The sequence below is a fragment of the Pseudomonas sp. NPDC087598 genome (assembly GCF_044743525.1).
Taxonomy (GTDB): domain Bacteria; phylum Pseudomonadota; class Gammaproteobacteria; order Pseudomonadales; family Pseudomonadaceae; genus Aquipseudomonas.
In genome coordinates this window covers 38,513-65,051 of sequence record NZ_JBIUWQ010000007.1, presented here as the reverse complement: position 1 = coordinate 65,051, position 26,539 = coordinate 38,513, and the positions used below count along the sequence as shown (strand labels likewise).

The 26,539-nt window shown below is 57.2% G+C and carries 19 protein-coding genes, 3 tRNA genes and 2 pseudogenes; 11 read left to right on the top strand and 13 right to left on the bottom strand.

What is annotated here, in order from left to right; genetic code table 11:
- Window positions 1–117: 117 nt before the first annotated feature.
- On the top strand, window positions 118–3,885 hold the full coding sequence (locus ACIOWE_RS06215) for a hypothetical protein (RefSeq protein WP_401388657.1): 3,768 nt from the start codon (window positions 118–120) through the stop codon (window positions 3,883–3,885).
- A gap of 48 nt (window positions 3,886–3,933) precedes the next feature.
- Here the strand turns inward: ACIOWE_RS06215 and ACIOWE_RS06210 are convergent, their stop codons facing one another.
- From ACIOWE_RS06210 to ACIOWE_RS06165, 10 genes are all read right to left on the bottom strand, one after another.
- The gene (locus ACIOWE_RS06210) at window positions 3,934–5,889 is read right to left on the bottom strand and encodes an acetoacetate--CoA ligase (protein WP_401388654.1); all 1,956 of its coding nucleotides are present in this window, start codon (window positions 5,887–5,889) and stop codon (window positions 3,934–3,936) included.
- Between the two features lie 52 nt (window positions 5,890–5,941).
- Window positions 5,942–6,715, bottom strand: a complete 774-nt coding sequence (gene hbdH, locus ACIOWE_RS06205; protein ID WP_401388651.1) for a 3-hydroxybutyrate dehydrogenase — start codon at window positions 6,713–6,715, stop codon at window positions 5,942–5,944.
- Window positions 6,716–6,722: 7 nt separating this feature from the next.
- On the bottom strand, window positions 6,723–8,114 hold the full coding sequence (locus ACIOWE_RS06200; RefSeq protein WP_401388648.1) for a GntP family permease: 1,392 nt from the start codon (window positions 8,112–8,114) through the stop codon (window positions 6,723–6,725).
- A 276-nt stretch (window positions 8,115–8,390) separates the two neighbouring features.
- Window positions 8,391–9,806, bottom strand: coding sequence for a sigma-54 interaction domain-containing protein (locus tag ACIOWE_RS06195; RefSeq protein WP_401388645.1), 1,416 nt, complete (start codon window positions 9,804–9,806; stop codon window positions 8,391–8,393).
- A 166-nt stretch (window positions 9,807–9,972) separates the two neighbouring features.
- Entirely contained in the window at window positions 9,973–11,547 is a 1,575-nt protein-coding gene (locus ACIOWE_RS06190) for an ABC transporter ATP-binding protein (RefSeq protein ID WP_401388642.1), read from the bottom strand.
- 9 nt (window positions 11,548–11,556) lie between these two features.
- Window positions 11,557–12,579 carry an ABC transporter permease gene (locus ACIOWE_RS06185; protein ID WP_401388640.1) on the bottom strand — a complete coding sequence of 341 codons (1,023 nt, stop codon included), beginning with the start codon at window positions 12,577–12,579 and terminating at the stop codon, window positions 11,557–11,559.
- Window positions 12,579–13,640, bottom strand: coding sequence for a microcin C ABC transporter permease YejB (locus tag ACIOWE_RS06180; protein WP_401388637.1), 1,062 nt, complete (start codon window positions 13,638–13,640; stop codon window positions 12,579–12,581). Before ACIOWE_RS06180 ends, ACIOWE_RS06185 begins: the two co-directional genes overlap by 1 nt.
- The gene (locus tag ACIOWE_RS06175; protein WP_401388634.1) at window positions 13,640–15,508 is read right to left on the bottom strand and encodes an extracellular solute-binding protein; all 1,869 of its coding nucleotides are present in this window, start codon (window positions 15,506–15,508) and stop codon (window positions 13,640–13,642) included. Before ACIOWE_RS06175 ends, ACIOWE_RS06180 begins: the two co-directional genes overlap by 1 nt.
- 133 nt (window positions 15,509–15,641) lie before the next feature.
- Window positions 15,642–15,923 (bottom strand): peptidylprolyl isomerase, encoded by a 282-nt coding sequence (locus ACIOWE_RS06170; RefSeq protein WP_007912303.1) that lies wholly within the window; start codon window positions 15,921–15,923, stop codon window positions 15,642–15,644.
- Window positions 15,924–16,019: 96 nt separating this feature from the next.
- Window positions 16,020–16,889 carry an esterase/lipase family protein gene (locus ACIOWE_RS06165; protein ID WP_401388843.1) on the bottom strand — a complete coding sequence of 290 codons (870 nt, stop codon included), beginning with the start codon at window positions 16,887–16,889 and terminating at the stop codon, window positions 16,020–16,022.
- A 335-nt stretch (window positions 16,890–17,224) separates the two neighbouring features.
- Between ACIOWE_RS06165 and ACIOWE_RS06160 the strand changes: the two genes are divergently transcribed.
- Window positions 17,225–18,304, top strand: a complete 1,080-nt coding sequence (locus ACIOWE_RS06160) for a hypothetical protein (protein WP_401388631.1) — start codon at window positions 17,225–17,227, stop codon at window positions 18,302–18,304.
- A 55-nt stretch (window positions 18,305–18,359) separates the two neighbouring features.
- On the opposite strand, the gene ACIOWE_RS06155 is transcribed toward ACIOWE_RS06160, so the two are convergent.
- Window positions 18,360–19,436 carry a 3-deoxy-7-phosphoheptulonate synthase gene (locus tag ACIOWE_RS06155; RefSeq protein WP_401388628.1) on the bottom strand — a complete coding sequence of 359 codons (1,077 nt, stop codon included), beginning with the start codon at window positions 19,434–19,436 and terminating at the stop codon, window positions 18,360–18,362.
- 618 nt (window positions 19,437–20,054) lie between these two features.
- Here ACIOWE_RS06155 and ACIOWE_RS06150 point away from each other — a divergent pair.
- The 8 genes and pseudogenes from ACIOWE_RS06150 (at window position 20,055) to ACIOWE_RS06115 (ending at window position 24,968) form a co-directional block, all read left to right on the top strand.
- Entirely contained in the window at window positions 20,055–20,813 is a 759-nt protein-coding gene (locus tag ACIOWE_RS06150) for a carbon-nitrogen hydrolase family protein (protein WP_401388625.1), read from the top strand.
- Complete coding sequence (locus tag ACIOWE_RS06145; RefSeq protein WP_401388619.1) at window positions 20,814–21,257, top strand: GNAT family N-acetyltransferase; 444 nt, start codon at window positions 20,814–20,816, stop codon at window positions 21,255–21,257.
- Window positions 21,258–21,384: 127 nt separating this feature from the next.
- Window positions 21,385–22,012, top strand: a pseudogene (gene uvrY / locus ACIOWE_RS06140) (UvrY/SirA/GacA family response regulator transcription factor).
- A gap of 2 nt (window positions 22,013–22,014) precedes the next feature.
- The gene (gene uvrC, locus ACIOWE_RS06135) at window positions 22,015–23,838 is read left to right on the top strand and encodes an excinuclease ABC subunit UvrC (protein WP_401388616.1); all 1,824 of its coding nucleotides are present in this window, start codon (window positions 22,015–22,017) and stop codon (window positions 23,836–23,838) included.
- A 32-nt stretch (window positions 23,839–23,870) separates the two neighbouring features.
- Complete coding sequence (pgsA, locus tag ACIOWE_RS06130; RefSeq protein WP_008080159.1) at window positions 23,871–24,431, top strand: CDP-diacylglycerol--glycerol-3-phosphate 3-phosphatidyltransferase; 561 nt, start codon at window positions 23,871–23,873, stop codon at window positions 24,429–24,431.
- A gap of 60 nt (window positions 24,432–24,491) precedes the next feature.
- A tRNA-Gly gene (locus tag ACIOWE_RS06125) sits at window positions 24,492–24,567 on the top strand.
- Window positions 24,568–24,612: 45 nt separating this feature from the next.
- Window positions 24,613–24,686 (top strand) — tRNA-Cys (locus ACIOWE_RS06120).
- A gap of 195 nt (window positions 24,687–24,881) precedes the next feature.
- A tRNA-Leu gene (locus ACIOWE_RS06115) sits at window positions 24,882–24,968 on the top strand.
- 82 nt (window positions 24,969–25,050) lie between these two features.
- On the opposite strand, the pseudogene ACIOWE_RS06110 reads toward ACIOWE_RS06115, so the two are convergent.
- Window positions 25,051–25,170 (bottom strand): annotated as a pseudogene (locus tag ACIOWE_RS06110) (integrase); the annotation flags it as partial.
- An 82-nt stretch (window positions 25,171–25,252) separates the two neighbouring features.
- Between ACIOWE_RS06110 and ACIOWE_RS06105 the strand changes: the two are divergent.
- Complete coding sequence (locus tag ACIOWE_RS06105) at window positions 25,253–25,648, top strand: GFA family protein (RefSeq protein WP_401388614.1); 396 nt, start codon at window positions 25,253–25,255, stop codon at window positions 25,646–25,648.
- A gap of 37 nt (window positions 25,649–25,685) precedes the next feature.
- On the opposite strand, the gene sseB is transcribed toward ACIOWE_RS06105, so the two are convergent.
- Window positions 25,686–26,486, bottom strand: a complete 801-nt coding sequence (sseB, locus tag ACIOWE_RS06100; protein ID WP_401388611.1) for an enhanced serine sensitivity protein SseB — start codon at window positions 26,484–26,486, stop codon at window positions 25,686–25,688.
- Window positions 26,487–26,539: the final 53 nt, after the last annotated feature.

Here is a 26,539-nt window from a genome sequence, read left to right as displayed (position 1 = left end):
TTAGTTATGGTGGTGGTAACACTGTTTAATATTTTTTAATTGGACGTGTTTAATCAAGAAAAGTAGAACGTTATCGGGCTGAAGTGTTCAGCAAGATTAACTTGATGAGGTTCTACGATGAGTTTTTTGACGAGAAATAAAGCCTTCCGGTCGTCACCGATTATCTTTGCCGAGTGGCAGCGCAGGTCTGACGCAGATGCTGTTGAGCGCCTTCTGGTTCTGGAACAACTGGAAAGTGCATTAACTGAATACTCTGACGATCAGGTGATCGATTGGTACGCGCATGAAGTGGAACTGCAGGAGGGATCGTCACTTTACGAAATCTATAATCCTGGCAGGCTGTTGTTCAACCAGATGCTCGAACATGGTGCGATAAAAACAGGAGTTTTTCGCGCAGGAGCGTACAACCATAACGGTCTGATACGCATCACATCTAATGGGGCATTTGAAGCCCGTGCCGTTGACGGTTGGGTAGACCTGATCTATATCAGCTCTCTTTATGTTTATGAAGAACTACACTCTGCACTAGACATGATTGCTGACATAGCAAGGGCAACGGGTGGATATGTATGGCCTGATCTGAATATAACACTCGATCAGTGGTTTACCTTCCATGAGATAAATCTGCCGAAAAACAAGGCCGACGTCAGGAATCTGCTGGCCTTGTTCAACTTTGATCCTCAAGTCAACGAACCCGAAAACTACTGGGAGTATTTTCAAACGGATGACCAGACGTTAGTTGCCCTGTCAGAAGAGCAATTTTCGGCCATTCGCAAAGCGACATCCAAACTCATTCCGGGAGTAAAGCTGCTGACCGCCCTGTACGGTGCCAGCAGACACGCCGTTGTATCACATGCGAACGCCGCGCAGATAATCACCGAACTTGTCAGCCAGCCGGATAGCCAGATTATCGCCAGACAATATGTGCAAGAACTGGGCTGGTATGGCAAAACCACGGGGCAGACAGTTTCGGTAAATATTCTCCGGCAATTGTTGATGACGGCGGTACTGCTCGATCTGGATCCGTCAATTGGTCAAAACCGCCCGCGTAAAAAGGTTCTCGGGTTAGATCTGAATTCTTCTATCAATGTTGGCCGTCATCCCTCCAGCGTACTGGAAGATGTGACAACGTATCTGCAGAACAAACATGGAATTGACTCGGATTTGGCACCCTTGGCTGCACACCTTCTACTGGCGCGAACGGCACCAGAGTTTCTGGTTCGGGAAGTTCCGTCGTCCATTACCATCGGGTCGATTGCATGGATCAGTTTCTGTCGTGGCGTCTTGCTGGTAGAGGCGGTGAAGGCTGGCTCATCTCGAGTACTGAACTATGCGCAGATCATGGCTTATGCCGAACTGGACCCGGTCAGTGAGGCGCAGAAGCATTTAAAAGATCTGGCCATGATCGACCCGATAATCGATTGGGCGCTGCTCAACCAGATTGTCACAAGCTCTGAACTTGCTCAGTCTGAGGAGGCTAGCACACGGCGTGCACTTGATGAATTCGAAAAGCACGCTGAGACGTTTGCCCACATTGCTCGAACTTTTTCCACGCCGTTACCCAGCAGGGCGAACATTGCCCGTAAGGCACTTAAAGTAGCAGCACCGGGCTGCGATACGCTGGACGAAAAGGCACTCTCCGAGAAGGGAGGGCAGCAGGTCATGTCCATGGTTGATCTGCATCAATCGGGCGATTTGGTCACGGCTAAGTGGGACAGGCGTACAGTGCGCCTGGTAACAAACGGGGTGCCCCGACCGCCGATCAATTACAACCAGTCTGGTGTCAGCCTCTACACGCGCTACCCGAAACTGCTGCAACTCAAATCCTGTGACGAGGAACTGGATCGTCAGTTGGAGCTACATCTTGATGATCTGAACAATGCCATGTTGTCCACCGTCAAACTTGCCATAGCGCAGATGGCGGAGGCTGACCTGAAGGTCTTTTTGAATTCAAAAGTACACTTTTTTACGGTGCGTGAATCCGCTGTTTATACCAGTACGTATCGTGCCGGAGGCCCATTTACGTATGATGCTCCAAGAGAAACACAGCAGAGCAGAGATGCTGCAACGGGACGTTTTGGCGTTGTCATGTGTGCGATGCGCGAAAACACGCTCCTCTGCTATGAACTATTCACTTCGCGCGGAGAAATTCGGAAAAACGACGCCTTGGGAGATTTCATCACTCGAGAGGGGAAGTTGCAAGAATCCACAAGGTTGCGTTTCCACGGCAATGTGAAAGACCAACAGAAGGTCACTGCCACGCAAAGTCTGCCGCTCGATGTGAAGCGCTATACCCATGCGACGGCTGAAAATACTTCTATTACCTCCAGCATGGCCATCCTCGATAAGCTGGGAACGCAGCCTAAACCGCGACAATCTTATGCTCCCAAGCACGGTTTTTATCAAACCTTCAACGATCCGAATGTCGAGGACCTCGCCGGATTCGTTTTCAGACATCGACCGTTCTTCAATGCACAAGAACTCAGGGAGTTGGTTCGCATACCAACGGACTTGGAACTCTCCATATTGGAGGGGGATCGACTGCTGACGTACTTCATCGACTTGGTCGTGCCGTTCAAGAGATGCATCGAGGACATTGCATCCGGTGAGCATGACAAGGTTGTAGACGGGGTTTATGGCTGTTTAATGGATGGTATCGGTTTGGTGGGAACCGTAGTGGGTGCCAGTACCAAGGCGTTGAGCATTTCGGCCAAGGCTATTTCCAGGACGTCGAAAGCCGCGCAATTCACCAAGTTGGCATTCACCTCAGCCATTTCCCTTTTCAACCCGCTTGACGGTGTGCCCTCGGGCCTGCAGGCCGGTGGGAAGCTGGTGCACAAGGGCCTGCTCAGATTCAACAAGAATACCCATGAGATCATTGCCAAGGCCAACACGCAGTTGCATAGGCTCAGCGGCCGCCGTCAATCCTATGCGTTGACCGACGTCACCAATAACGCGCATATGGGGCTGGGTAACTGGAAGCCGCGTGCTGCTGCCGGCGAGGCGACTGCCGTTCTGGCCGCACGCGATAACAACAAATGGTATGCGTTGAATCGTCGCGGCAATCTATGGGGTAAACCACTGGACGGATTTGCTTTTCAAGCGCCCTTGCAGTTGCCGTATTCACCCAAGACATTGCCGGTCGGTTACACGCGTAACTTCATCGAAAAAAGTCTGCCCCGGGCTCGAGCGAAAATTGATAACGCCATCGATACATTGATCAAACATGACTTCAAACGTGATCGCGATCTGGTGATGAAGACGTTATTCGGCGATACATCGGCGATTGCCACTGATCGTCTGGTGAAATATCTGCGTCTGGTTCGCTTCGACTTTGCCGGCTTTTCACTGAGCAACATCGTTCTCGATGTACTCAAGGATACTGACGTGCTCGCGTCCTTCGATGTCGACAGTTACAAGCGCTGGAAGAAGGCGAGTTCCAGCGACGCGTCTGGAATAGCATTTGTTGAAATCTACACAAAAAACCTGAATAAACATTTTGTCAGTCTGGGTTTCAACCATGACGTAGTGGCAGATGACCTGATCCATGAGCTGTTTCATGCCAGTGCGCAAACCGCCGATGTCGGCTACGCCAGCGACGCAGAACTTAAAAGCGACAACGGGCAGAGGCTGGATGTGGCGTCATTGCTGAATCTCGCGGCCGGTCGCCTACCGGTGACAGAGGCGAGCATGGCCCGTCATGAGTCGTCCAAGGCTTTTGAAAACGCCGACTCCCTCGCAGTGGCCACTTCGTTGCTCAGTCAGCTGAGTACAGACAAAGTCACGTACGACCAGAACATGACGATAATCAATGCCGCACTCGCTGCCAGCAACGGAAAAGCGATTGTCGAACCTGTACTCATCACGTTGAACAAACCCCTCTGACGAGCAGCGCTGTCGCCAGCGCTTCTGGTCAGATTGATCGCGCCAGGATCAGTTGCTCAGCTCCAACCGATCCCGAAACTGCACTAGCGCTTCGGGATTGGCCAAGGCATCGGTATTTTTCACCGGCTCCCCGTGCACCACGTTTCTCACGGCAAGCTCCACGATCTTGCCGCTGATGGTGCGCGGAATATCCAAAACGGCAACGATCTTCGCCGGCACATGCCGCGGTGTGGTGTTCGCGCGGATCACCTGACGGATCTGCTCTTGCAGGGGTTCATCCAGTTCAACGCCATCGTGCAATCGCACAAACAGCACCACCCGCACGTCATCCTGCCATTGCTGCCCGATAGCCACGCTGTCGAGCACTTGCGGGACCTTTTCCACCTGTCGATAAATCTCCGCTGTACCAATGCGCACGCCGCCGGGATTGAGCACAGCGTCGGATCGCCCGTGAATCATCATCGCGCCGTGGGGCAGTTGTTCGGCGTAATCGCCTTGCGCCCAGACGCCAGGGAACAGACTGAAATAGGATTTGCGCAGCTTTTCTCCATCGGGGTCGTTCCACAGGCCAATCGGTATCGCCGGAAAATGCCGGGTGCAGACCAGTTCGCCTTTCTCGCCGATCACTGCTTGGCCGGCGTCGTTCCACACTTCCACTGCCATGCCCAGACTTTTGCCCATGATCTCGCCGCGACGTACCGCCGACAGCGGATTGCCGTTGACGAAGCAGGAAACGATGTCGGTGCCACCGGACATCGAGGCCAGGCACACGTCGGCTTTGAAGTCGCGGTAGACGAAGTCATAGCTCTGCGGTGATAACGCCGAGCCGGTGCACAGCAGGGTTTTCAGGCTGCTCAGATCATGGCTTTCGCGGGGCTTGATGCCGCTGCTCTCCAGCGTCGCGAGAAATTTTGGGCTGGTACCGAAGACGCTGACGCGTTCGTCCTGGAGCAGATCCGCCAAGCGCTGTTGTTCCGGATGAAAGGGCGAGCCGTCGTACAACACCACGGCACTGCCGACCGCAAGCGCCGAGACCAGCCAGTTCCACATCATCCAGCCGCAAGTGGTGTAGTAGAACAGGCGATCAGCGGGGCCAAGGTCGACATGCAGCCCGTGTTCCTTGACGTGTTGCAGCAGTACACCGCCGGTGCTGTGGACGATGCATTTCGGTACGCCAGTGGTGCCACTGGAATACAGCACATACAGCGGATGCGCGAACGGTACCGGCACGAAACGCGGCTCGTCGCCGGGTTGGTAAAAATCCTCCCACAGCGTGACATCCGCCTGCGTCCGATAATCCTGCACGCGGGCCTGCGGGCGCGCGTAAGGCACGATGATCAACTGTTGCAGCGTCGGCAGTTGCGCGAGGATTTCATTGAGCTTTATTGTCTGGTCGATTTCCTTGCCGGCGTAGCGATAGCCGGCGCAGGTGATCAGTACCTTTGGCTCGATCTGGCCGAAACGGTCGATCACGCCGTGGGTGCCGAAGTCCGGAGAAGAACACGACCAGATCGCCCCGAGGCTGGTGGTCGCCAGCATCGCCACCAGTGTCTGCCAGGTATTGGGCATGCACGCTGCCACGCGATCGCCGAGGCCAACGCCCGCCGCTTGCAGACTTGCTTGAAACCCGGCGACCTGACTGGCCAGTTCGGCCCACGTCAATTGCTCGCGCTGACCGTTCTCCGCCACGCTGACGACAGCAACGGCATCATCGCGCCGCCGTAGCAGGTGTTCGGCGAAGTTCAGGGTCGCGCCAGGAAACCATTCGGCGCTGGGCATTTTCGCGCCTTCACGCAGGACCGCGTCGGGTTGGGTGTGGAAGCTGATGCCGAAAAAATCGACGATGGCCTGCCAGAACGCTTCGCGCTGATCGATGCTCCATTGGTGCAGGGCAGGGTAGTCGTCAACGTTCAGTGAGTGACGCTGATTGATCAAGCGCCGGAACGTGTCCATGCGCGAATGGGCGATACGGTTGGCGTCGGGTTGCCAGAGGATTTCGGACATTTGTTTGCCTCTTGTTATCTAATCACGCACAAGGTCAGGATCAATTGAAGATTTACTGCGCCAGCCAGCCACCATCAATATTCCACGCCGCCCCACGCACCTGGCTGCCGGCCTCGCTGCACAGGAACAACACCAGTTCACCCAGGTGCTGCGGTGTGACGAACGCCAGCGACGGCTGCTTCTCGGCCAGCAAATCGTGTTGCGCCTGCTGCGGATCGACACCGGTGGCGGCACGGTCATCGATCTGCTTCTGCACCAGCGGCGTCAGGACCCAGCCCGGGCAGATCGCGTTGCAGGTGACGTTGCTGGTCGCGGTTTCCAGGCCGACCACTTTGGTCAGGCCGATCACGCCGTGTTTTGCCGCGACATAGGCAGCCTTGCCGGTTGAACCGACCTGACCGTGCACGGAAGCGATATTGATGATCCGTCCCCAGCCCTTGGTGCGCATGCCCGGCAAACTCAGGCGCGTGCTGTGAAACACCGACGAGAGATTGATGGCAATGATCGAGTCCCAGCGCTCGATCGGGAACTCTTCAACGGCGGCGACATATTGAATGCCGGCGTTATTCACCAGAATGTCGACGCCGCCAAACTCGCGTGCGGCGTAGCTGACCATCTCGGCGATCTGCGCCGGGTCGCTGACATCGGCCGGGTGATGGCCGACCTTGCCGCCGAACTGCGCCACCTCGGCAATCACCGGGGCTGCATCGCCGAAACCGTTGAGAATCACGTTGGCCCCGGCCTTTGCCAGCACGAGGGCGATGCCCAGACCGATGCCGCTGGTGGAGCCGGTAACCAATGCGGTCTTGCCAGAAAGAGTCGTCATGAATGCCTCACACAATGCCAGTGGCGTAGAAAGTGCCGATCACTACAAAAACCGCGAGGGTCTTGATCAGCGTAATACAGAAAATGTCTTTATAAGCTTCGCGATGGGTCAGGCCGGTGACCGCCAGCAGCGTGATCACCGCGCCGTTGTGCGGCAGGGTGTCCATACCGCCACTGGCCATGGCGGCCACGCGGTGCAGCACTTCCAGCGGAATGTTCGCTGCGTGTGCCGCGCTGATGAACTGCTCGGACATCGCCGCCAGCGCAATGCTCATGCCGCCCGAGGCAGAGCCGGTGATACCGGCCAGCAACGTCACGGTGATGGCCTCGTTGACCAGCGGATTGGGGATTTGCTTGAGCCAGTCGGCCAGCACCAGAAAACCCGGCAACGACGCGATCACCGCGCCGAAGCCGTATTCCGAAGCGGTGTTCATCGCCGCCAGCAGGGCGCCGCTGACCGCACTTTTGCTGCCCTCGGCAAGTTTGCTGCGAATCGCCTGAAAGCCGAACGCCAACACCATCAGAATCCCCACCAGCAATGCCGCCTGCACTGCCCAGATCGCCGTCAGTTTGGCGATTTCGGTGGTCACCGGCGTGGCCATGCCCGGCAGTGCGAGACTGTGGGTCTTGCCGTACCACTGCGGAATCCACTGGGTAAACAGCAGATTCATGATGCCCACCGCCAGAAGGGGTGACAGCGCAATCCATGGGTTCGGCAACTTCAGATCGGCAGCGGTTTCCGGCTCGTTGCGCAGTTCGCTGCCATAGCCTTCACCGTTGCGCTGGGCCTTGTTGCGCTGGCGCTGGAGAAACAGCATGCCGGCGCAGAACACGAAGATCGTGCCGATCACCCCCAGCCACGGCGCCGCCCATGCGGTGGTGTTGAAGAAGGTGCTGGGAATGATGTTCTGGATTTGCGGTGTGCCGGGCAGGGCGTCCATGGTGAACGAAAACGCGCCGAGGGCGATGGTGGCCGGGATCAGGCGTTTGGGGATATTGCTTTGGCGGAACATCTCTGCGGCAAACGGATAGACCGCGAACACCACCACAAACAGCGAAACACCACCGTAGGTGAGCAAGGCGCAGACCAGCACGATCACCAGCATCGCTTGTTTGGTGCCCAGTAGGCGAATCGCCGCCGCGACGATTGAGCGCGAGAACCCCGACAGTTCGATCAACTTGCCGAACACGGCGCCGAGCAGGAACACGGGAAAGTACAGCTTGATGAAACCGACCATTTTTTCCATGAACACCCCGGTGAAGGCGGGGGCGACGGCGGAAGGATCGGTGAGCAGAACAGCGCCGAGGGCGGCGATCGGGGCGAAAAGGATGACGCTGTAGCCACGGTAGGCCGCGAGCATCAGCAGCGCGAGGGCTGCCAGGGCAATGATCACACTCATGGTGTGTCTCTCCGGAATTGTTATTTTTGTGGTTGAAACGGGTGTGGGAGAGCGGTTAGCGAGTTTTGTGCCAGATTTGTAAGGTATTGAAATATATAGATTTAATGAGTTTTATTGGTGGCGGAGGAAAGAAATTATCTCTATTTAGAGATTTTCGCTGGATTTACTGACGTCATCGCTGGCAAGCCAGCTCCCACAGGAACTGTGATTAACCTGTGGGAGCTGGCTTGCCAGCGATGTTTTTGATTTTGTCTTTGTTTAGAGAGTCAAGTCTCTTTAATGAGATTCAACCATCCCTAGCGCCACCATTTTTTTGTACAGCGTCGACCGCCCAAGCCCCAGCCGAGCCGCTGCCTCCGGCACCTTCCCCGCACACTGCGCAAGGGCAGATTGAATCAACTGCCGGTCAAATCGTTCCCGCGCCTGAGCGAATGTCTCTTCCGTCAGCGCTTCAGCCATCGGTGCCGAAGTTCGCTCAACCGGGGTAAACGTGCCGATGGCCACGCGTATGTCATGTTCTGTCAGCATCAGGTCATCACTGAGCAGCGCCGCCCGTTCCAGTACATTGCGCAACTCGCGGATATTCCCCGGCCAGGCATGCTGGCCAAGCAGGGCCAGCGCTTCGCGGTTCAGTTCATGCTGGCTGCGCAGCTCTTCAAGAATGGCTTCGCTGAGCGCAGGCAAGTCATCCAGTCGGTCCCGCAATGGCGGCACATTGATCGGCAATACATTGAGTCGGTAATACAAGTCGGCACGGAATTCGCCGCGCTTGATCGCCGCTTGCAGATCCGTCGACGTGGCGGCGATCACCCGCACATCGCTCTGAATCACTTCGTTGGAGCCCACGGGTTCGAATTCCTTTTCCTGCAATACGCGCAGCAGTTTGCTTTGCAGTGGCAGCGGCATGTCGCCGATTTCGTCGAGAAACAACGTCCCGCCCTGAGCGATTTGCAGTTTGCCGGTGCGGCCCTTGCGATCGGCGCCGGTGAAAGCGCCTGGCGCTGTGCCAAAAAACTCGGCCTCCAACAAGGCTTCGGGAATCGCCGCGCTGTTGATGCTGACAAAGGCTTTGTGCGCCCGCGGCGAGGCGTTGTGTATGGCTTGGGCCAGCAACTCTTTGCCAGTGCCGGTTTCGCCGAGCAGCAGGACCGGCGACTCGGCGCTGGCACTGCGGCGGGCCCGGCGTTTGACTTCGAGGCTGGCGGCGCTGGTGCCGATGAAATGCGCAAAGTTGTACTTGGTCTGTCGCGCTCGCAGCAAAGAGCGGGTCGACGCCAGTTCTTCCTGCATGCTCAGGTAGCGCTTGAGCATCGGCGAGAGGGTGCGCAACTCATCGAACAGGGCAAAACCGATGGCGCCGATCACGCTGCCGGCGTCGTCGTGAATCGGCAAGCGCATGACCACCAACGGCTCTTTTGGCGTGTCCTGCATATCGAGCAAGATCGGCCGGCCGGTGCGCACCACTTCCCGCAAGAGGCTGCCGGGGATCACGCTTTCACATGGTTTGCCGATGGCGACGGCGGCGGACTCCAGACCAAACCGGCGAGCGTAGCGCTCGTTCATCCAGACGATATTGGCATCCCGATCGACAATCACCGTGCCTTCGCTCGATTGCTCGATGATCTCGAACAGCGAGCGGATCGCCAGGGTGCGAACCCGTTGGTAGTCCTTGAGGCTTTCGGTGGTGTTCATGAAGGCTGATCCGGGGTTTTGGTTGACAGTGCCGACGCCATCGCTGGCAAGCCAGCTCCCACAGTTTTTTGGGTGAGCAAAACATTTGTGAGCGGCCGAAAGTCCTGTGGGAGCTGGCTTGCCAGCGATGGCCGCGACTCGGTTTCAAATCGAGTGCGGATTATGCCTACCCCGGATGTGCCGCCGCCAACAGCTCTTTGGTGTACGGATGCTGCGGCGAATCAAACACGTCATGACTGGCACCGCGCTCGACCACTTTGCCGTCCTTGATCACGATCATGTCGTGCGCCAGGGCGCGGACCACCGCGAGGTCGTGACTGATGAACAAATAGGTCAAACCGTGTTTTTCCTGAAGCTGGCGGAGCAGGGCGACCACCTGTTTCTGCACCGTGCGGTCGAGTGCCGAGGTCGGCTCGTCCAGCAGGATCAGCGCCGGTTTCAGTACCAGCGCCCGGGCGATGGCGATGCGCTGGCGCTGCCCGCCGGAAAACTCGTGCGGGTAGCGATGGCGGCTTTGCGGATCCAGACCCACCTCTTTCAACACGCGGATCACTTGCTCATCGCATTCATCGGCGGTCGATTCGCAATGCACTTCCAGGCCTTCGCTGATGATCTGCGCCACCGACATCCGTGGGCTGAGGCTGCCGAACGGATCTTGAAACACCACCTGCATCTGCCGCCGCCACGGGCGCAACTGTTTCTGGTTGAGACCATCGAGCGCTTCGCCCTGGAAGCGGATGCTGCCTTCGGAATCAAGCAGGCGCAGGATTGCCTGGCCCAGCGTCGACTTGCCTGAACCGGACTCACCGACAATGCCCAGGGTCTTGCCGCGCTGGATGTTCAAGCTGATGCCGTCCACTGCGCGCAGGTATTGTTTGCGCTGAAACAGGCCGCCACCGACAACGAACTCAACCCGCAGATCTTCGACTTCCAGCACGTTTTCACGCTCATCCCGGGGCAGGGCTTCGCCCTCGGGTTCGGCGTTCAGCAGAACGCAGCTGTAAGGATGTTTCGGCTCGGTGAACAAGATTTCGCAAGGCGCTTGCTCGACGATCTCGCCGGCCTTCATTACGCAGACGCGCTGAGCAATGCTGCGCACCAGATTAAGGTCGTGGCTAATCAGCAGCAGCGACATTCCCAAGCGTTGTTGCAAGGATTTGAGCAGCAGCAGGATCTTGCGCTGCACGGTGACATCGAGGGCTGTGGTCGGCTCGTCGGCGATCAACAATTCCGGTTCGCAGGCCAGCGCCATGGCTATCATCACCCTTTGCCGCTGACCGCCAGACAGTTGATGCGGATACGCCTTGAGCCGTTCCTTGGGTTTCTGGATGCCGACGAGGTCGAGCAGTTCAAGAATCCGTTGTTGTGCCGCCTTGCCACCGAGGCCGCGGTGCAGCAACAGGGTTTCACCGATTTGCTTTTCGATGGTGTGCAACGGATTGAGCGAGGTCATCGGCTCTTGAAAGATCATGGCGATGCGATTACCGCGCAGTTCGCGCAAGACCTTGGGGTCAGCCCCGACCAATTCCTGCCCGCGATAGCGAATGCTGCCGGTGGTCTGGGCTTCACTGTCGGGGAGCAATTGCAGAATCGAATGGGCCGTTACCGATTTGCCCGAACCGGACTCGCCGACCAGTGCCAGACACTCGCCGGCGCGGATATCCAGGCACAGGTCGCGGACCACGGTCTGGCCATGGAAGGCAACATTGAGATTTCGGATTTCAATCAGGTTGTCAGTCATGGCCACGCTTCAGGATCGGGGGTCGAAGGCGTCACGTAACGCTTCACCGATGAACACCAGTAAAGAAAGAATCAGCGCCAGGGTGAAAAACGCTGTCAGCCCGAGCCAGGGTGCTTGCAGGTTCTGCTTGCCCTGGCCGATCAGTTCGCCCAGTGAAGCACTGCCGGCGGGCATGCCGAAGCCGAGGAAGTCCAGCGCCGTGAGCGTGGAAATGGCCCCGGTCAGAATGAACGGCAGGTAACTCAGCGTGGTATTCATGGCGTTTGGCAGGATGTGCCGGACAATCACTTTACGGTCAGTCAAACCCAGGGCTCGTGCGGCTTTGACGTATTCCAGATTGCGCCCGCGGAGGAACTCGGCACGCACCACATCGACCAGCGCCAACCAGGAAAACAAGGCCATGATCCCCAGCAGCCACCAGAAATTCGGCTCGACGAAACCGGAGAGAATGATCAGCAGATAGAGCACCGGCAATCCCGACCAGACTTCCAGCAGGCGTTGCCCGATCAGGTCGACCCAGCCCCCGTAATAGCCCTGCAAGGCACCGGCTGCGATGCCGATCAAGGCGCTGACAAACGTCAGCATCAACGCAAACAGAATCGATACCCTCGCACCGAAAATCACCCGCGCCAACACGTCCCGCGACTGATCGTCGGTGCCTAGCCAGTTGACCGAAGTCGGCGGACTCGGTGCCGGTTTGTTGAGGTCATAGTTCGGCGTGTCGTCACTGAACGGAATCGGCGGGAACAGCAGCCAGCCACCGTCCTTGTGGATCAGGTTCTGTACATAGTCACTGCGGTAATCAGCCTGGAACGGCAGTTGCCCGCCGAACTCCTGCTCGGTGTGGCGCTTGAAGACCGGGAAATACCATTGGCCCTGATAGCTGACCACCAACGGTTTGTCATTGGCGATCAACTCGCCACCCAGCGTGACGACGAACAGCCCGATGAACAGCCACAAAGACCACCAGCCACGGCGGTTTTTCTTGAAACGCTCGAAGCGACGACGGCCCAACGGCGAGAGCTTGAACATCAGGCGTTCCTCGCGGCGAAGTCGATGCGCGGATCGACGAGGGTGTAGCACAGGTCGCCGATCAGTTTTATCAGCAAACCGAACAGGGTAAAGATAAACAGCGAACCGAACACCACCGGATAATCGCGCGACACGGCGGCTTCGTAACTCATGCGGCCGAGGCCATCGAGGGAGAAGATCACTTCGATCAGCAGCGAGCCGGCGAAGAACACGCTGATGAACGCCTGGGGTATGCCCGACACCACCAGCAGCATGGCGTTGCGGAATACGTGCCCGTACAGGACGCGACGCTCGCTCAAGCCTTTCGCCCGGGCAGTGACGACGTATTGGCGGGTGATCTCATTGAGAAAAGAGTTTTTGGTGAGGATAGTCAGTGTCGCGAATCCGCCGATGACCAGCGCTGTCACCGGCAAAACCAGATGCCAGAAGTAGTCGGCGATCTTGCCAAGGGTTGACAGTGATTCAAAGTTGTCCGACACCAGGCCGCGCACCGGGAACCAGTTCAGCGAAGTGCCGCCGGCAAACACCACGATCAGAAACATCGCAAACAGGAACGCCGGCATTGCGTAGCCGATGATGATCGCCGTGCTGCTCCAGATATCAAAATGACTGCCGTGATGCACAGCCTTGCGGATACCTAGCGGGATCGACACCAGATAGGTAATCAGCGTCGCCCAGAGACCGAGCGAAATGGTCACCGGCATTTTTTCAAGGATCAGGTCGGTGACCGTCGCGCCACGGAAGAAGCTTTTGCCGAAATCCAGGTGGGCATAGTTCTTGAGCATCAGCCACAGGCGTTCATGGGCCGGTTTATCGAAGCCGTACTGCTTTTCGATGTCCTTGATCAGTTGCGGATCGAGGCCACGGCTGGCGCGGGAGGTGCTGCTCATGGTTTCGCTTGAGCCACCACCGACATTGGTCCCGCCAATGCCTTGCAAGTGTGCGATCGCCTGCTCGACCGGGCCGCCGGGTGCAGCCTGAATGATGACGAAATTGACCAGCAGAATGATCACCAGCGTCGGGATGATCAGCAGCAGGCGCCGCAGTATGTAACCCCACATCAGCGCGGCCCTCCGGGTCTGCCACGGGCGATTTTTTCCGCCGTCATCTGTTGATTGGTCAGCGCCGTGCTACTGATTTCCCACCAGCTCTCGATGGCTTCGTCATTGCTCGCCTGCACCGACGGAATGCCGAAACGGTTCCACCAGACAGTCGAGGTGCCCGGCGGGTAGTAATTGGGAATCCAGTAGTAGTTCCACTGCAGCACCCGGTCCAGCGCGTGAGCGTAGTGCAGCATGTCGGATTGGGTCGAGGCGCGGATCAGGCCATTGATCAAGGTGTCGACCGCCGGGTTTTTCAGCACCATGTAATTGTTGGCGCCCGGGTCATTGGCTGACGCCGATCCGAAGTAGTTGAGCAATTCGCCGCCCGGAGAGGTGGTGACGGGATAACCGGTGACGATCATGTCGTAGTCACGGCTCATCAAGCGGTTGACGTATTGCGAGGAGTCGATGCGGCGGATATTGAGGTCGATGCCGATCTGTTTCAATGTGCGTTTGTATGGCAGCAACAGCCGGTCCATGCCGTTCTGGCTGACCAGAAAGGTGAAGCTCAGCGGCTCGCCCTCGGCATTCACCAATTGATCGCCATCCGGTTTCCAGCCGGCCTGCTCAAGCAGTTCAAGGGCCTGCAACTGTTTGTCGCGGATCAGCCCGCTGCCATCGGTTTTCGGCGCCTCGAAGACTGTTGTGAAGACTTCCTCGGGAATCTGTCCGCGCAGCGGTTCAAGAATTTTCAGCTCTTGCGCATCGGGCAATTGCCGCGCCGCGAGATCGCTGTTGGAAAAATAGCTTTGCTGGCGGATGTACAGGTTGCGCATCATCTGCCGGTTGCTCCACTCGAAATCCCACAGCATCGCCAGTGCCTGGCGTACGCGACGATCCTGGAACATCGGTTTTCGCAGGTTGAACACAAAGCCTTGTGCCGATTGCGGTGCTTCGGTGGCCAAGTGAGCTTTTTGCAGGCGGCCGTCGCTCAGGGCGGGGCTGTCATAGCCGATCGAATAACCGGTGGCGGAAAACTCGCGGTTGTAGTCATAGGCGCCGCCGCGCAGCACTTGTCGCGCAACATCGGTGTCGCCGAAGTATTCGATGCTGAAGTGGTCGAAATTATAGAGGCCACGGCTTACGGGCAAATCCTTGCCCCACCAGTCAGGGTTGCGTTCGAACGTGATGCTGCGCCCCGAATCGACTTTGCCGACGCGATAGGGGCCACTGCCCAGTGGCGGTTCGTAGCCACCGCCGCCAGCGAAATCGCGGCTCTTCCACCAGTGTTCGGGGAATACCGGCAGGGTCGCGATATCGAGTGGCAGGGTGCGGTTTTCGTTGCTTTTGAAATCGAAACGCACGGTCAGCGGCGCTTCCACTTCGACGCCTTTGACGTCGGCAAACTGGGTGCGATAACGCAGGCTGCCCTGGGTCATCAACAGGTCGTAGGTGTAGCGCACATCTTCGGCGGTGATCGGTTTGCCGTCAGCGAAGCGGGCCTTGGGATTGATGAAGAAGCGCAGCGACAGACCGTCGTCCGAGCGCTCCATCTTCTGTGCAACCAGGCCGTAGACGGTGTAAGGCTCGTCCATCGAACGCTGGGCCAGCGGCGAATACAGCATGCCGTCGATCTGGGTGACGCCGATGCCTTTGTCTATATAAGGAAGCAAGTGGTCGAAGTGACCGATTTCGATCGCCGAGCGGCGCATCGTCCCGCCCTTGGGGGCTTGCGGATTGGTGTAGTCGAAGTGACTAAAGCCCGCGGGGTATTTGGCAGGTTCGCCATACACGGTCAACGCATGTTGCGGTGCAGCGTTCACACCGGCGGCACCCGACAGCAGGGCGAGGGCGGTGAGCATCAATGTGGGGAAAACCAGTCGCATTGTCAGCCTTGGAACGGTTCGTCGATATGCGCAAGTTGTACGCGAGAGGCGCGCCTGTCGCCAGTCGTATGTGTTGCTGAAACACAACGGCCCACCGAAAGGCGGGCCGTTGGTACAGCAATCAGGCGACGGATCAGTCCTGACGGCTGGTGACTTCCAGCAGGTGATAACCGAACTGGGTCTTCACCGGGCCTTGCACGACGTTGATTGGCGCGCTGAATACCACGGTGTCGAATTCCTTGACCATCTGGCCAGGACCGAACGAGCCCAGATCGCCACCCTGACGGCTGGATGGGCAGGTGGAGTTGGCCTTGGCGACTTCGGCGAAATCAGCGCCGCCTTCGATCTGGGCCTTGAGTTCGTTGCACTTGTCTTCGCTGGAAACCAGGATGTGGCGGGCAGTGGCTTTAGCCATGGGAAAACTCTCCAATCTATTTCAGTAAAGTGCGGAGCCTACCGGATTCAGTGGGCGAATTCTCGGCAAAGTTCCGTTCGGTTGTCAGCAGCCTGTTCAGAGATTCACTGCGCGCAGGCGAGCGGCATGTTCGACGTAAAGCGCAATGGGGTCGAGCAGGTTGGTGACGGTGCTGGCACTGCGGCGCAAAGTGCTCAGGTGGTCCAGCGGATAGTCGGAACGGATCACCTGGCCCAAATGCGAGCTGAAGCGCCCGACGAAGCCGTCATTCTGATCTCCTTCGGTCATGAAATATTGCGAAAGCGCCTGACAGGCATTTTGAATCGGGTCGAAGGATGGCAGGACTGTTGCCGGCAGGACACCGCTCCAGGAGTAATAGCGCACACCATTGACCTGTGCGGCGCCTTGCCCGCCCCACGTGGGAGGAAGACCCTGAGGAAACCTGTCGTTGAAGGCGCCCACCCCCTCGGTTGTCAATGCATTGAGTGCCGCCAATGCGTTCTGCGGCAGTGCGCCCCCTCCACTGAGCAGAGAAATGAAATCAGCGAACAGCGTCGCCACGTTTTGCGCCACCACTTCCGGCAATCGGCCAGGCACCAGCGCCTTGCGCAGGAAGTCAGCCAGTTCCGAACCGTGGTTGGGGCCGCTGACCGATGTCACCGAGGCTACGGCGTGTGGCGCAAGCGCCGCAGCATAGCGAGCAGTCAATGCACCCTGACTGTGTCCAATGAGGTTGACTTTGCTGGCGCCTGTGCCTCGCAGGACGCTTTCGATTTGCTTCAGTAATTGCTCACCTCTCACTTCGTTGTCGTGAGTGGCGGAGAGGTGGGGAACAAACACTCGGCTGCCTGCTGTTTTCAGGGCGTCCTTGACCTCGTGAAACAGCTCGAAATGGCCGATACGCTCAAATCCGAACAGGCCATGTACCAAAAGCACGGGATAACGAGTTGTAGCATTCCGTTGCATGTTCTTACCTTTTTCGCAGAAGTTCATCGGGGAAATCTGTGGGCCACTCTAAAACACCCGTCCCGCTGATGAAGTACGAAGAGGCTTCACTTGGCCGTTGAATATGGACTAGGGGTTGTACGAATTTTCGGATACATGTGAAGTCCGAATCGGAAGTTCTAGCCGTCTTCCGCCTGATGTGAGTCGATTTTGCGTTGGTTGCCTACTGCGCTCGTAGCCTTTGCGCCATGTCTGCGGCGTATTGGGCTGATATCGAATGCATCACCAATCGCGTTCAATGTGGGTTGTCGACGCCGTCATGAAGGCAGCGTTTTGTCCAAGGAGTGGAGCCACGAATGAACACGCATGAAATCGAGTTTTGCTACCGAATGCGCCACCCTGTCAGTCCATCTACAACCCAACAATTGTTGCCTGCCGCGACACTCGACGCACTGGAAGGCGATGTGCTCGATCCTTCGCTGAGCCAGGTCGTTGTTCGTATTGCCCCTTATACAAATATGGCGTGTGGCGATCGGTTGTTGCTGAGCTGGGAGGGTCTGGATCTCGAGGGCTTTGTTTACCAGCATGAAAAGGTTCGCTATGTCAGCGAGGCTCAGGTTGGCAAAGACGTCATTTTCGTGATCAAAGGCATGCACGTTGCCGCTTTGGACGGCGGCGCTCTGGATATCTACTGGACGCTTGCCAGCGCGGGTCTGGCCGAGCCCGCATTGTCTGCGCCCTTGCAATTGACTGTCGGAGATACGCGTGCGCAGTTGCTTGCTCCGCAAATCGAAGGTGCAGTCGGCGGAACGCTGGATCCGGCGCGGGTGGTGGAAGGTGTACTCATCACGCTCCAGCCGTACGGCAAAATGGCGACAGGTGACCAGGTGTCGTTGATGTGGTCGGGAGAGGCATCGCCGTTGACGTTCAGCGATCGGCTGAAGGTCGAGGCCTTTGCTGTCGCAGAAGTCCTGTCATTCTGGGTGCCTGCCGAGTACGTCGTAGCTCACCTCGATGGCGAGGTGACGGTTCGCTACCGAGTCGAGCAGGCGAATGGTGCGGTTCGCGAGTCCGAGTCTGCGAGAGTCCTCATCACCCCGTTCTTGCAGAGTGAGCTGGACGCTCCCGATGTGCTTGAGGCTGAAGATGGCGTGCTGGTAGCAGAAGATTCAATTGATGGCGTAACCGTGGTGATCGGTAATGCCCGGACGCAGGAGGGTGAGTTGGTTTACCTCAAGTGTGACGGTGATTTCTTCAGTCACAGGGATGATCGCGACATCACTCGGGAAACCGCAGGGAAACCGCTGATTTTTATCGTCCCGCAGCGCTTCTGGCGCGAGCACCAGGGATCGACCGTACGTGTTTCCTACACGGTAGAGCGGTTGGACGATGTCAGTCAGGTGTCTGCGGCGGCACAGGTGCGGGTAGAGGCGTAGGTTGAACCTGGCCCATCCTCCGGTTTTCTTTTGAGCCGGAGGGTGGGCACTGCGATCAGTCTCTGTTACACGCGCCAAGACGTTGCGCTGCCTTGAGCAGAAGTTGCTCCGTTGCGCTGAAACCAAGGCAACCATCGGTAATCGAAACGCCGTAGCGCAGCGATGCACTCAACGGCTGACAGCCTTCGAACAGATGGGACTCCAACATCATGCCGATCAGCGAACGATCACCCTGCAGGCGTTGCTCCAGAACCTCATTGAAGACTGCCGGTTGGCGCAGTGGATCCTTGCCGCTGTTGGCGTGACTGCAATCGACCATGATGCGGCTGGGGATTTTCAGTCGGTTCAGGTCAGCGTTTATTCTCGCCACGCTCTCACGATCATGGTTCGGTCCGTGATGGCCTCCGCGTAATACCAGGTGAGTGTCCGGGTTGCCTGGCGTCTGAATAATCGCCGGGTGTCCCTGGCTATCAACCCCGAAATGCCGATGTGGATGGGCTGCCGAACGCATAGCGTCGACAGCAACGGTCGCTCCGCCGTCAGTACCGTTCTTGAAGCCCACCGGCATGCTCAGGCCGCTGGCCATTTCACGATGTATTTGTGATTCGGTGGTACGTGCACCAATGGCAACCCAACTGAGAAGGTCATCGAAGTAACCTGCTGCCATCGGTTGCAACAGTTCGGTGGCCACTGGCAAGCCGAGGCGGATCATTTCCAGCATCAGCTCGCGGGACAGTGTCAGGCCGCCGGCCATGTCATCACTGCCATCCAGGTGCGGGTCGTAGGCCAGGCCTTTCCAGCCGACAGTGGTGCGCGGTTTTTCGACATAGGCACGCATCACCAGGAGCATCTCCTCGCTGACGGCTTCAGCCAGTCGGGCGAGCTTGCCAGCGTACTCAAGGGCGGACTGAGGATCGTGGATGGAGCAAGGGCCGACGATTACCAGCATGCGCTGGTCTTCACCGTTGAGAATCGCACGGACCGCTTGGCGGTGTGCGGCGACTTGGTGGCTCAAGGCGTTGCTCAGTGGCAACTGCTGTTTGAGTTGCAATGAGCTGGGCAGACGCAGAGTCAGCGCTTCGTTGGCGGAATTCAGGGTGGACAGCGGCAGAGCAGAAACGGACGAGTTCATATTCGGTCTTCCTGGGCAGGCGGCGGGTTGTTCCCGCTCGCTCAGCCCTACTGGGGTGTTCGACAATTGGCCGTATTGGCTACATGGGTGTGTTTGCCACCTGTGGGTGACCGATCGGAGGCGGCAGGCTGTCCCGAGCGGAGGCTGGTAAATCGCCAGGCGCTAAAGCTGTCGTAACGGTAATAAGTGGCGTAGTTCATTGGGTGAATCCTCAAAGTGTCTGGTGTGTTGCGAAAAAGTTTGGGGCCTGAAAAAACAAAACCCCCGGTCGGGAAGCCGACCGGGGGTTGAGAAATCTCTGGTAGGCGACCCGTATTCATGGGCGCCGTGTGGGTATCAGGCGCGCCAGTGGCTAAACCAATACCCAAAATAAAAGCTGACCGGAGCGCAAACGTCGTTCACCCGGGCAGCCGCAACCGAGCGCAGGGCGCTGGCGGTAAGAAGCTGTGCAGGGGCGTTGAACATGGTCTGTCTCCGATGAATGCGCCGAGCTTACTAGAGGCCGATGCGCCTCAGCAATCAGAAATTGCTATCGAATGAGTAACAAAACGCCTATTGCTTGAGCGTAGCAACAGTTGTGACACACTCGGCTCTTTGCCTGATGACCAAGGATGACTCATGTCGACACTGACCATTGCCGCTGCTCAGGCAACTTCCATTGCCGGTGATCTTGCAGCCAACATTGCCCGGCATATGCGCTTCATCGAAGTCGCGGCGGGGCAGGGCGTGCAGTTGCTGGTTTTTCCGGAATTGTCTTTAACCGGCTATGAAGGCGAGGCGGCCGCCGCATTGGCCATCGACCCGCAAGATGCAGTCCTTCAACCACTGCACGATGTCGCCCGTGAGCTCGGCGTAACGACTGTCGTCGGCATGCCAGTTCGGCTAAAAAATCATCCTGGAGTGTTGATTGGTGCTCTGGTCCTGGGGGCTGATGGTTCGCTCGCGGTGTACAGCAAACAGCATTTGCACTCGGGCGAGGAGCTTGTTTTCGCTCCCGGTCTCGGAGGGCCGATCCTGGACATCGGCAATCACAGGGTCGCGCTGGCGGTCTGCGCTGATTTTTCCCACGCCAGTCATGCGGCTGCGGCGGCTGACCAAGGGGTTGACCTGTACGCAGCAGGTGTATTGATCAGCGAGAAAGGTTACGCGGCAGACACCGCGCTGCTTCAGGGTTATGCGCGGCAACACACGATGGCTGTATTGATGGCCAACCACGCAGGTCTTACCGGCGGATGGCAATCGGCAGGGCGCAGCGCGATATGGTCCGAAAGCGGTTCATTGATCGTTTCTGCGCCGGGGGCGGGTGACCTTTTGCTGGTTGCCCAACGCGACGCCGGAGCGTGGCAGGGGCGGGTCGTTCCTGTGATGGTGGGCTGAATGACATTCCAGTTGCGGCAGGCGACGTCAGAGAATCTGACATTTTCACGCAATCTCACTTGTCAAAACATGCTGCGTTACTACATTCACCATGATCTGTTGTGGCAGGACGAAGCATTCGACGTCGCCTGGTCGGGCCGCGAGAGCTGGCTGATATTGCGTGATGATGTGGCGATCGGTTTTTTCAGTCTCAGCCGGGACAGGCGGGCGCTGTACATTCGTGAACTGCAGATTGCTCAAGCCTTTCAGCGACAGGGCGCGGGTTCCTGGGCGATTGATCAGGTTATCGCTATGGCCAATGAGGAGCGGCGGCCGGCTTTGCGCCTGACAGTGTTCGAAAATAATCCGGCGAAACATTTGTATGAAAGAAAAGGGCTACACATACAAGGCGAGGACGAGTGTTTCCTGCGAATGCAGCTGGATATCAGTACACCTGTGCTCTGAAACCCACGGCCGGCAAGCCTTCGATGATGAATTGAAACTTTTTAAATGCTGCTTGCCGCTAGGTCTGTCGGGCACTTTTTGCTAAGGTGTCCGGCATCCCAATAAGACCATATCGCGAGGTGTCTGCTTGATTAGGGTGCTAGTGGTCGATGACCATGATCTGGTTCGTACAGGCATTACACGGATGCTGGCCGATATTGATGGCTTGCAGGTAGTGGGCCAGGCCGAGTCCGGGGAAGAATCCCTGATCAAGGCCCGAGAGTTGAAACCCGATGTGGTCCTGATGGACGTCAAGATGCCTGGCATCGGCGGCCTGGAAGCCACGCGTAAACTGCTGCGCAGCCATCCTGACATCAAGGTGGTCGCGGTTACGGTGTGCGAGGAAGATCCTTTTCCTACGCGCTTGCTGCAGGCCGGCGCCGCGGGTTATCTGACCAAGGGTGCAGGGTTGCCGGAGATGGTGCAGGCCATTCGGCTGGTGTTTGCCGGGCAGCGCTATATCAGCCCGCAGATTGCTCAGCAACTGGCGATCAAGTCCTTTCAGCCGTCCAACCGCGTTGTCCGAGCGAGAAATCCAGATCGCATTGATGATTGTCGGCTGCCAGAAGGTACAGATCATTTCCGACAAGTTGTGTTTGTCGCCAAAAACCGTGAACACCTATCGCTACCGCATTTTCGAGAAGCTTTCGATCAGCAGCGATGTCGAGTTGACACTGTTGGCGGTTCGTCACGGCATGGTTGATGCCAGCCTCTGACCATGACTGAAACATTCGATTCCAGCGCCTTCCTGTCGACTGTCAGCGGGCGCCCCGGCGTGTATCGCATGTTCGACAGCGATGCGCGTCTTTTGTATGTCGGCAAGGCCAAGAACCTCAAGAAACGCCTGGCGAGCTACTTTCGCAAGACCGGGCTGGCGCCGAAAACCGCTGCGTTGGTCGGTCGTATTGTTCAAGTCGAAACGACCATTACCTCCAACGAAACCGAAGCGCTGCTGCTTGAGCAAACGCTGATCAAGGAATGGCGGCCGCCGTACAACATCCTGTTGCGCGACGACAAATCCTATCCTTATGTTTTTCTCTCGGACGGGCAGTTTCCGCGCCTCAGCATCCATCGCGGTGCGAAAAAAGCCAAAGGCAAGTATTTCGGGCCTTATCCGAGCGCGGGTGCCATCCGCGAAAGTCTGAGCCTGCTGCAAAAGACGTTTTTCGTCCGTCAGTGTGAAGACAGTTATTACAAGAATCGAACCCGCCCATGCCTGCAATATCAGATCAAGCGTTGCAAGGCGCCTTGCGTCGGGCTGGTCGAGCCTGAGGTTTATGCCGAAGATGTGCGTCACTCGGTGATGTTTCTAGAAGGACGCAGTCACGCATTGACCAATGAGCTGTCCACGGCGATGGAAGAGGCGGCGATCAACCTGGAGTTCGAGCGCGCCGCCGAGTTGCGGGATCAGATCGCATTGTTGCGCCGCGTTCAGGATCAACAAAGCATGGAGGGCGGCACTGGCGATATCGACGTCATCGCTGCATTCGTCAACCCGGGTGGTGCCTGCGTGCATTTGATCAGTGTCCGTGGTGGACGAGTATTGGGTAGCAAAAACTTCTTTCCGCAAGTCGGCATCGAAGAGGATGTATCGGAAGTCATGGCCGCGTTCCTTGGCCAATACTTCATCAGCAGTCCGGAACGCGATTTGCCGAGCGAACTGATTGTCAACGTCGTGCATGAGGATTTCCCGACGTTGATCGAAGCGATTCATACATTGCGCGGCCGCGAACTGGCCATCAGTCATCGGGTGCGAGGCACGCGTGCGCGTTGGCAGCAACTGGCGGTCACCAATGCGGAACAAGCGTTAGGCGCGCGGCTGGCCAACCGTCAGCACACCGCGGCACGATTTGAAGCCTTGGCTGAAGTATTGAAGCTGGATGAGCCTCCGCAACGACTGGAGTGCTACGACATCAGTCACTCCAGTGGTGAGGCAACGGTCGCGTCCTGCGTGGTGTTTGGCCCGGAAGGCGCCATCAAGTCGGACTACCGCCGCTACAACATCGAGGGTGTCACGGCGGGGGATGACTATGCGGCCATGCATCAGGCCCTGACGCGTCGCTTCAGCAAACTCAAGGATGGCGAGGGCAAGTTGCCGGATATCCTCTTGGTCGACGGCGGCAAGGGTCAGTTGTCGATGGCTCGTGATGTGCTCAACGAACTGGCAGTGCCGGATCTGATCTTGCTGGGTGTTGCCAAGGGCGCGACCCGCAAAGCTGGTTTTGAAACTTTGTATCTGAATGATGCGGCGCACGAGTTCACTTTGCGCGGTGACTCCCCGGCGCTGCACCTGATCCAGCAGATTCGCGATGAGGCCCACCGTTTTGCAATTACCGGACACCGGGCCCGTCGCGGCAAAACCCGTCGGACGTCAACCCTGGAAGGCGTTGCCGGCGTTGGACCGACCCGCCGTCGCGACTTGTTGAAACATTTCGGTGGATTGCAGGAGCTGTCTCGTGCAAGCATCGAAGAGATCGCCAAAGCCCCGGGGATCAGTAAAAAGCTCGCAGAGTCGATTTATGCAAACCTGCATAGCGAGTAGAATGCCCCTTCACCTCGTAGCCAGTTGTGCCGATGAATATCCCTAATCTGATTACCGTTCTACGCGTCCTGCTCATCCCGATCTTCATTTTGCTGTTCTATCTGCCTTATCAGTGGAGCTACATGGCCTCCGCCTCGGTGTTTGCCTTTGCGGCAGCCACGGATTGGCTGGACGGTTATCTTGCCCGCCGTCTCGAACAAAGCACTCCTTTTGGTGCGTTCCTTGATCCGGTTGCCGACAAACTCATGGTTGCGGTTGCTCTGGTATTGCTGGTGCAAGAGCACGGCAATCTCTGGCTCACGTTGCCAGCCGCCGTCATCATCGGTCGCGAGATTGTCGTGTCGGCATTGCGCGAGTGGATGGCCGAACTCGGCGCCCGTGCCCATGTAGCCGTTTCAAACCTCGGAAAGTGGAAAACCGCGGCGCAGATGCTCGCGTTGGTAATTCTCTTGGCCAATCCAAGGGATTTCAGCTTCTGGGTCGTGCTGGGTTACGCCTTGCTGATGGTGTCGGCGGGTCTGACTTTGTGGTCGATGGTTCAATACCTTCGTGCCGCCTGGCCGCATCTGAAAACCGATGTTGAAAAGAAATAAAACTTTTTTGAATCAAAGGGTTGACGGGGCTTCTGAAATCTATAGAATGCGCCACACCAAGCGGGAATAGCTCAGTTGGTAGAGCACGACCTTGCCAAGGTCGGGGTCGCGAGTTCGAGTCTCGTTTCCCGCTCCAAGTTGTATGTGTTTGTTGTTGTGCTACTGACAGCAAATACTTTGAGGCCGAGTAGCAAAATGGTTATGCAGTGGATTGCAAATCCACCTACGCCGGTTCGATTCCGACCTCGGCCTCCACTATAAACAAGCTCCGTAGATCCATGATTTACGGAGCTTTTTTATTTCCAGTGCGCTGCAAGATTTAGTCTTGAAAATCGGCCATTGCGAACTTGCTTCACCGGGGAGTGATGTATATATTTCCCGCACTGCCGTTAGAGCCTGATCCTGTCAGGATTACGACTCGGCAGTTCAACAGAGCAACACCGCGCTACCGCCCGAATGGCGAAACTGGTAGACGCATGGGACTTAAAATCCCCCGCTCGTAAGGGCGTGCCGGTTCGATTCCGGCTTCGGGCACCATCTTGAATCAAGGGTTTGCGGGCGAAAGCTGATGCAAACCCTTGTTTGTTTCTGGTCCGCAATTTTGGACTTGGTCCGCAATTCACTTGGTAGGCATGACCTTTTTACCCTTTCGATTGCGGATGTACTGCTCGGTCATAACCACGGTCGTATGCCCAAGTTGATCTCTGGCTTGCAAGATGTCACCGCTGGATTCCGCCTTTCATTTACCGGCTGTATTGACTCGCGCGCTTTGGCGTACGATGCCGACCTGCGTTCACGCTGTGACAAAACCGGGAGGATGGATGAAAGGAAGCTGCGCCTGTGGAGCTGTAGGTTACGAGATCGACAGCATTGATATGCCAATCAGCCATTGTCATTGCACAACTTGCCGCAAGACCCATGCGGCGGCATATGTCTCCACAGCGGGAGTTCTGAGAAAACACTTCAGGTGGACTCAGGGGCTTGCGGCGCTGAAGGCTTTCGAATCATCTCCGGGGAAGATCCGACATTTCTGCTGCCACTGCGGATCGCATCTCGCGGCTGAGCGAGTCGGCTCAGCCGCAATGATCGTACGAGTGGCCACGTTGGACGAAGACCCTCGCGCCAGAGCTGAGTACCACATCTGGACCGAACATGACGTCGCCTGGCTGGACGGGGAAGGGCTCCCCAGGTACTCACAGTGGCAGCCCGACCGGTAACGGTGACGTTACCGGGGGCCAGGCTACGCGGGCTCCATCAGTCTTTGCCAAAACCAAAGATCGAACGCCACTTGCTCACGTGTTTGCGTTCATAGAACGGCGTCGTCTGTTTAAGGAAATAATCGCTAAGCCCTGATTCGCTTGCAGACACGCGATAGAGGTCTACCGGCTCACCGTCAGGGGCGGTATCGCCTGCGACATTACCTGCCTCGCGCAAGACCCTTTCAATATCGCCGTCAGCCTCAATACCCACGATCAGGTGCGGTTTTTCGTCAACCGAGGTGTCGTGCATCAGCGCAAGAAACGCACGCTTTACGTTGCGATGTCTGGCCAGTAGTTGCGTAAGGGACTGCACCATTTTCGACGGGTACTGGGCCGGTTGCCCGAGCAGCACTTGGGTTTCTTTTTCTACCGTGCGGACTGTCGCCTTTTGGCCAACTTGATCGGACAGCAGATTTTGCACTTCTTCCGGGAAGAACTCTTTTCCATACGGCGATTTCGGATTCAGGAAGAGGTGGGCGCCTTGTGTCATTTCGAACAAGGATCTGGCTGGTAGCTCGATGTAGGACTCCTCGCTTTCTATCGACTTCTGCAGCGTTTGCAGCGATGAAAAAAACGGAATCACAGAAGTCCCGTCCGGTTTTTCCCAATGCGCGATGCTGACTTTGCTGCCCGACTCCAGATCCACTGCGCCGTCCCCAGTGCCAGTCGAGCCGAGAACGTAGATCGCAGAGTTCAGCAAGGTCCGGAAGAACTCAGGCCGATGGGCAGGCTCGTCGGCGGCCAGTCTGAGCGATTGCTCCAGTGGGTTTTCCTGCTGGTGATGCGTGATGTCCATTCGACAACTCCCTAAAATCAGACATGAACGGGAAAGCAACAACGGATCTTTAT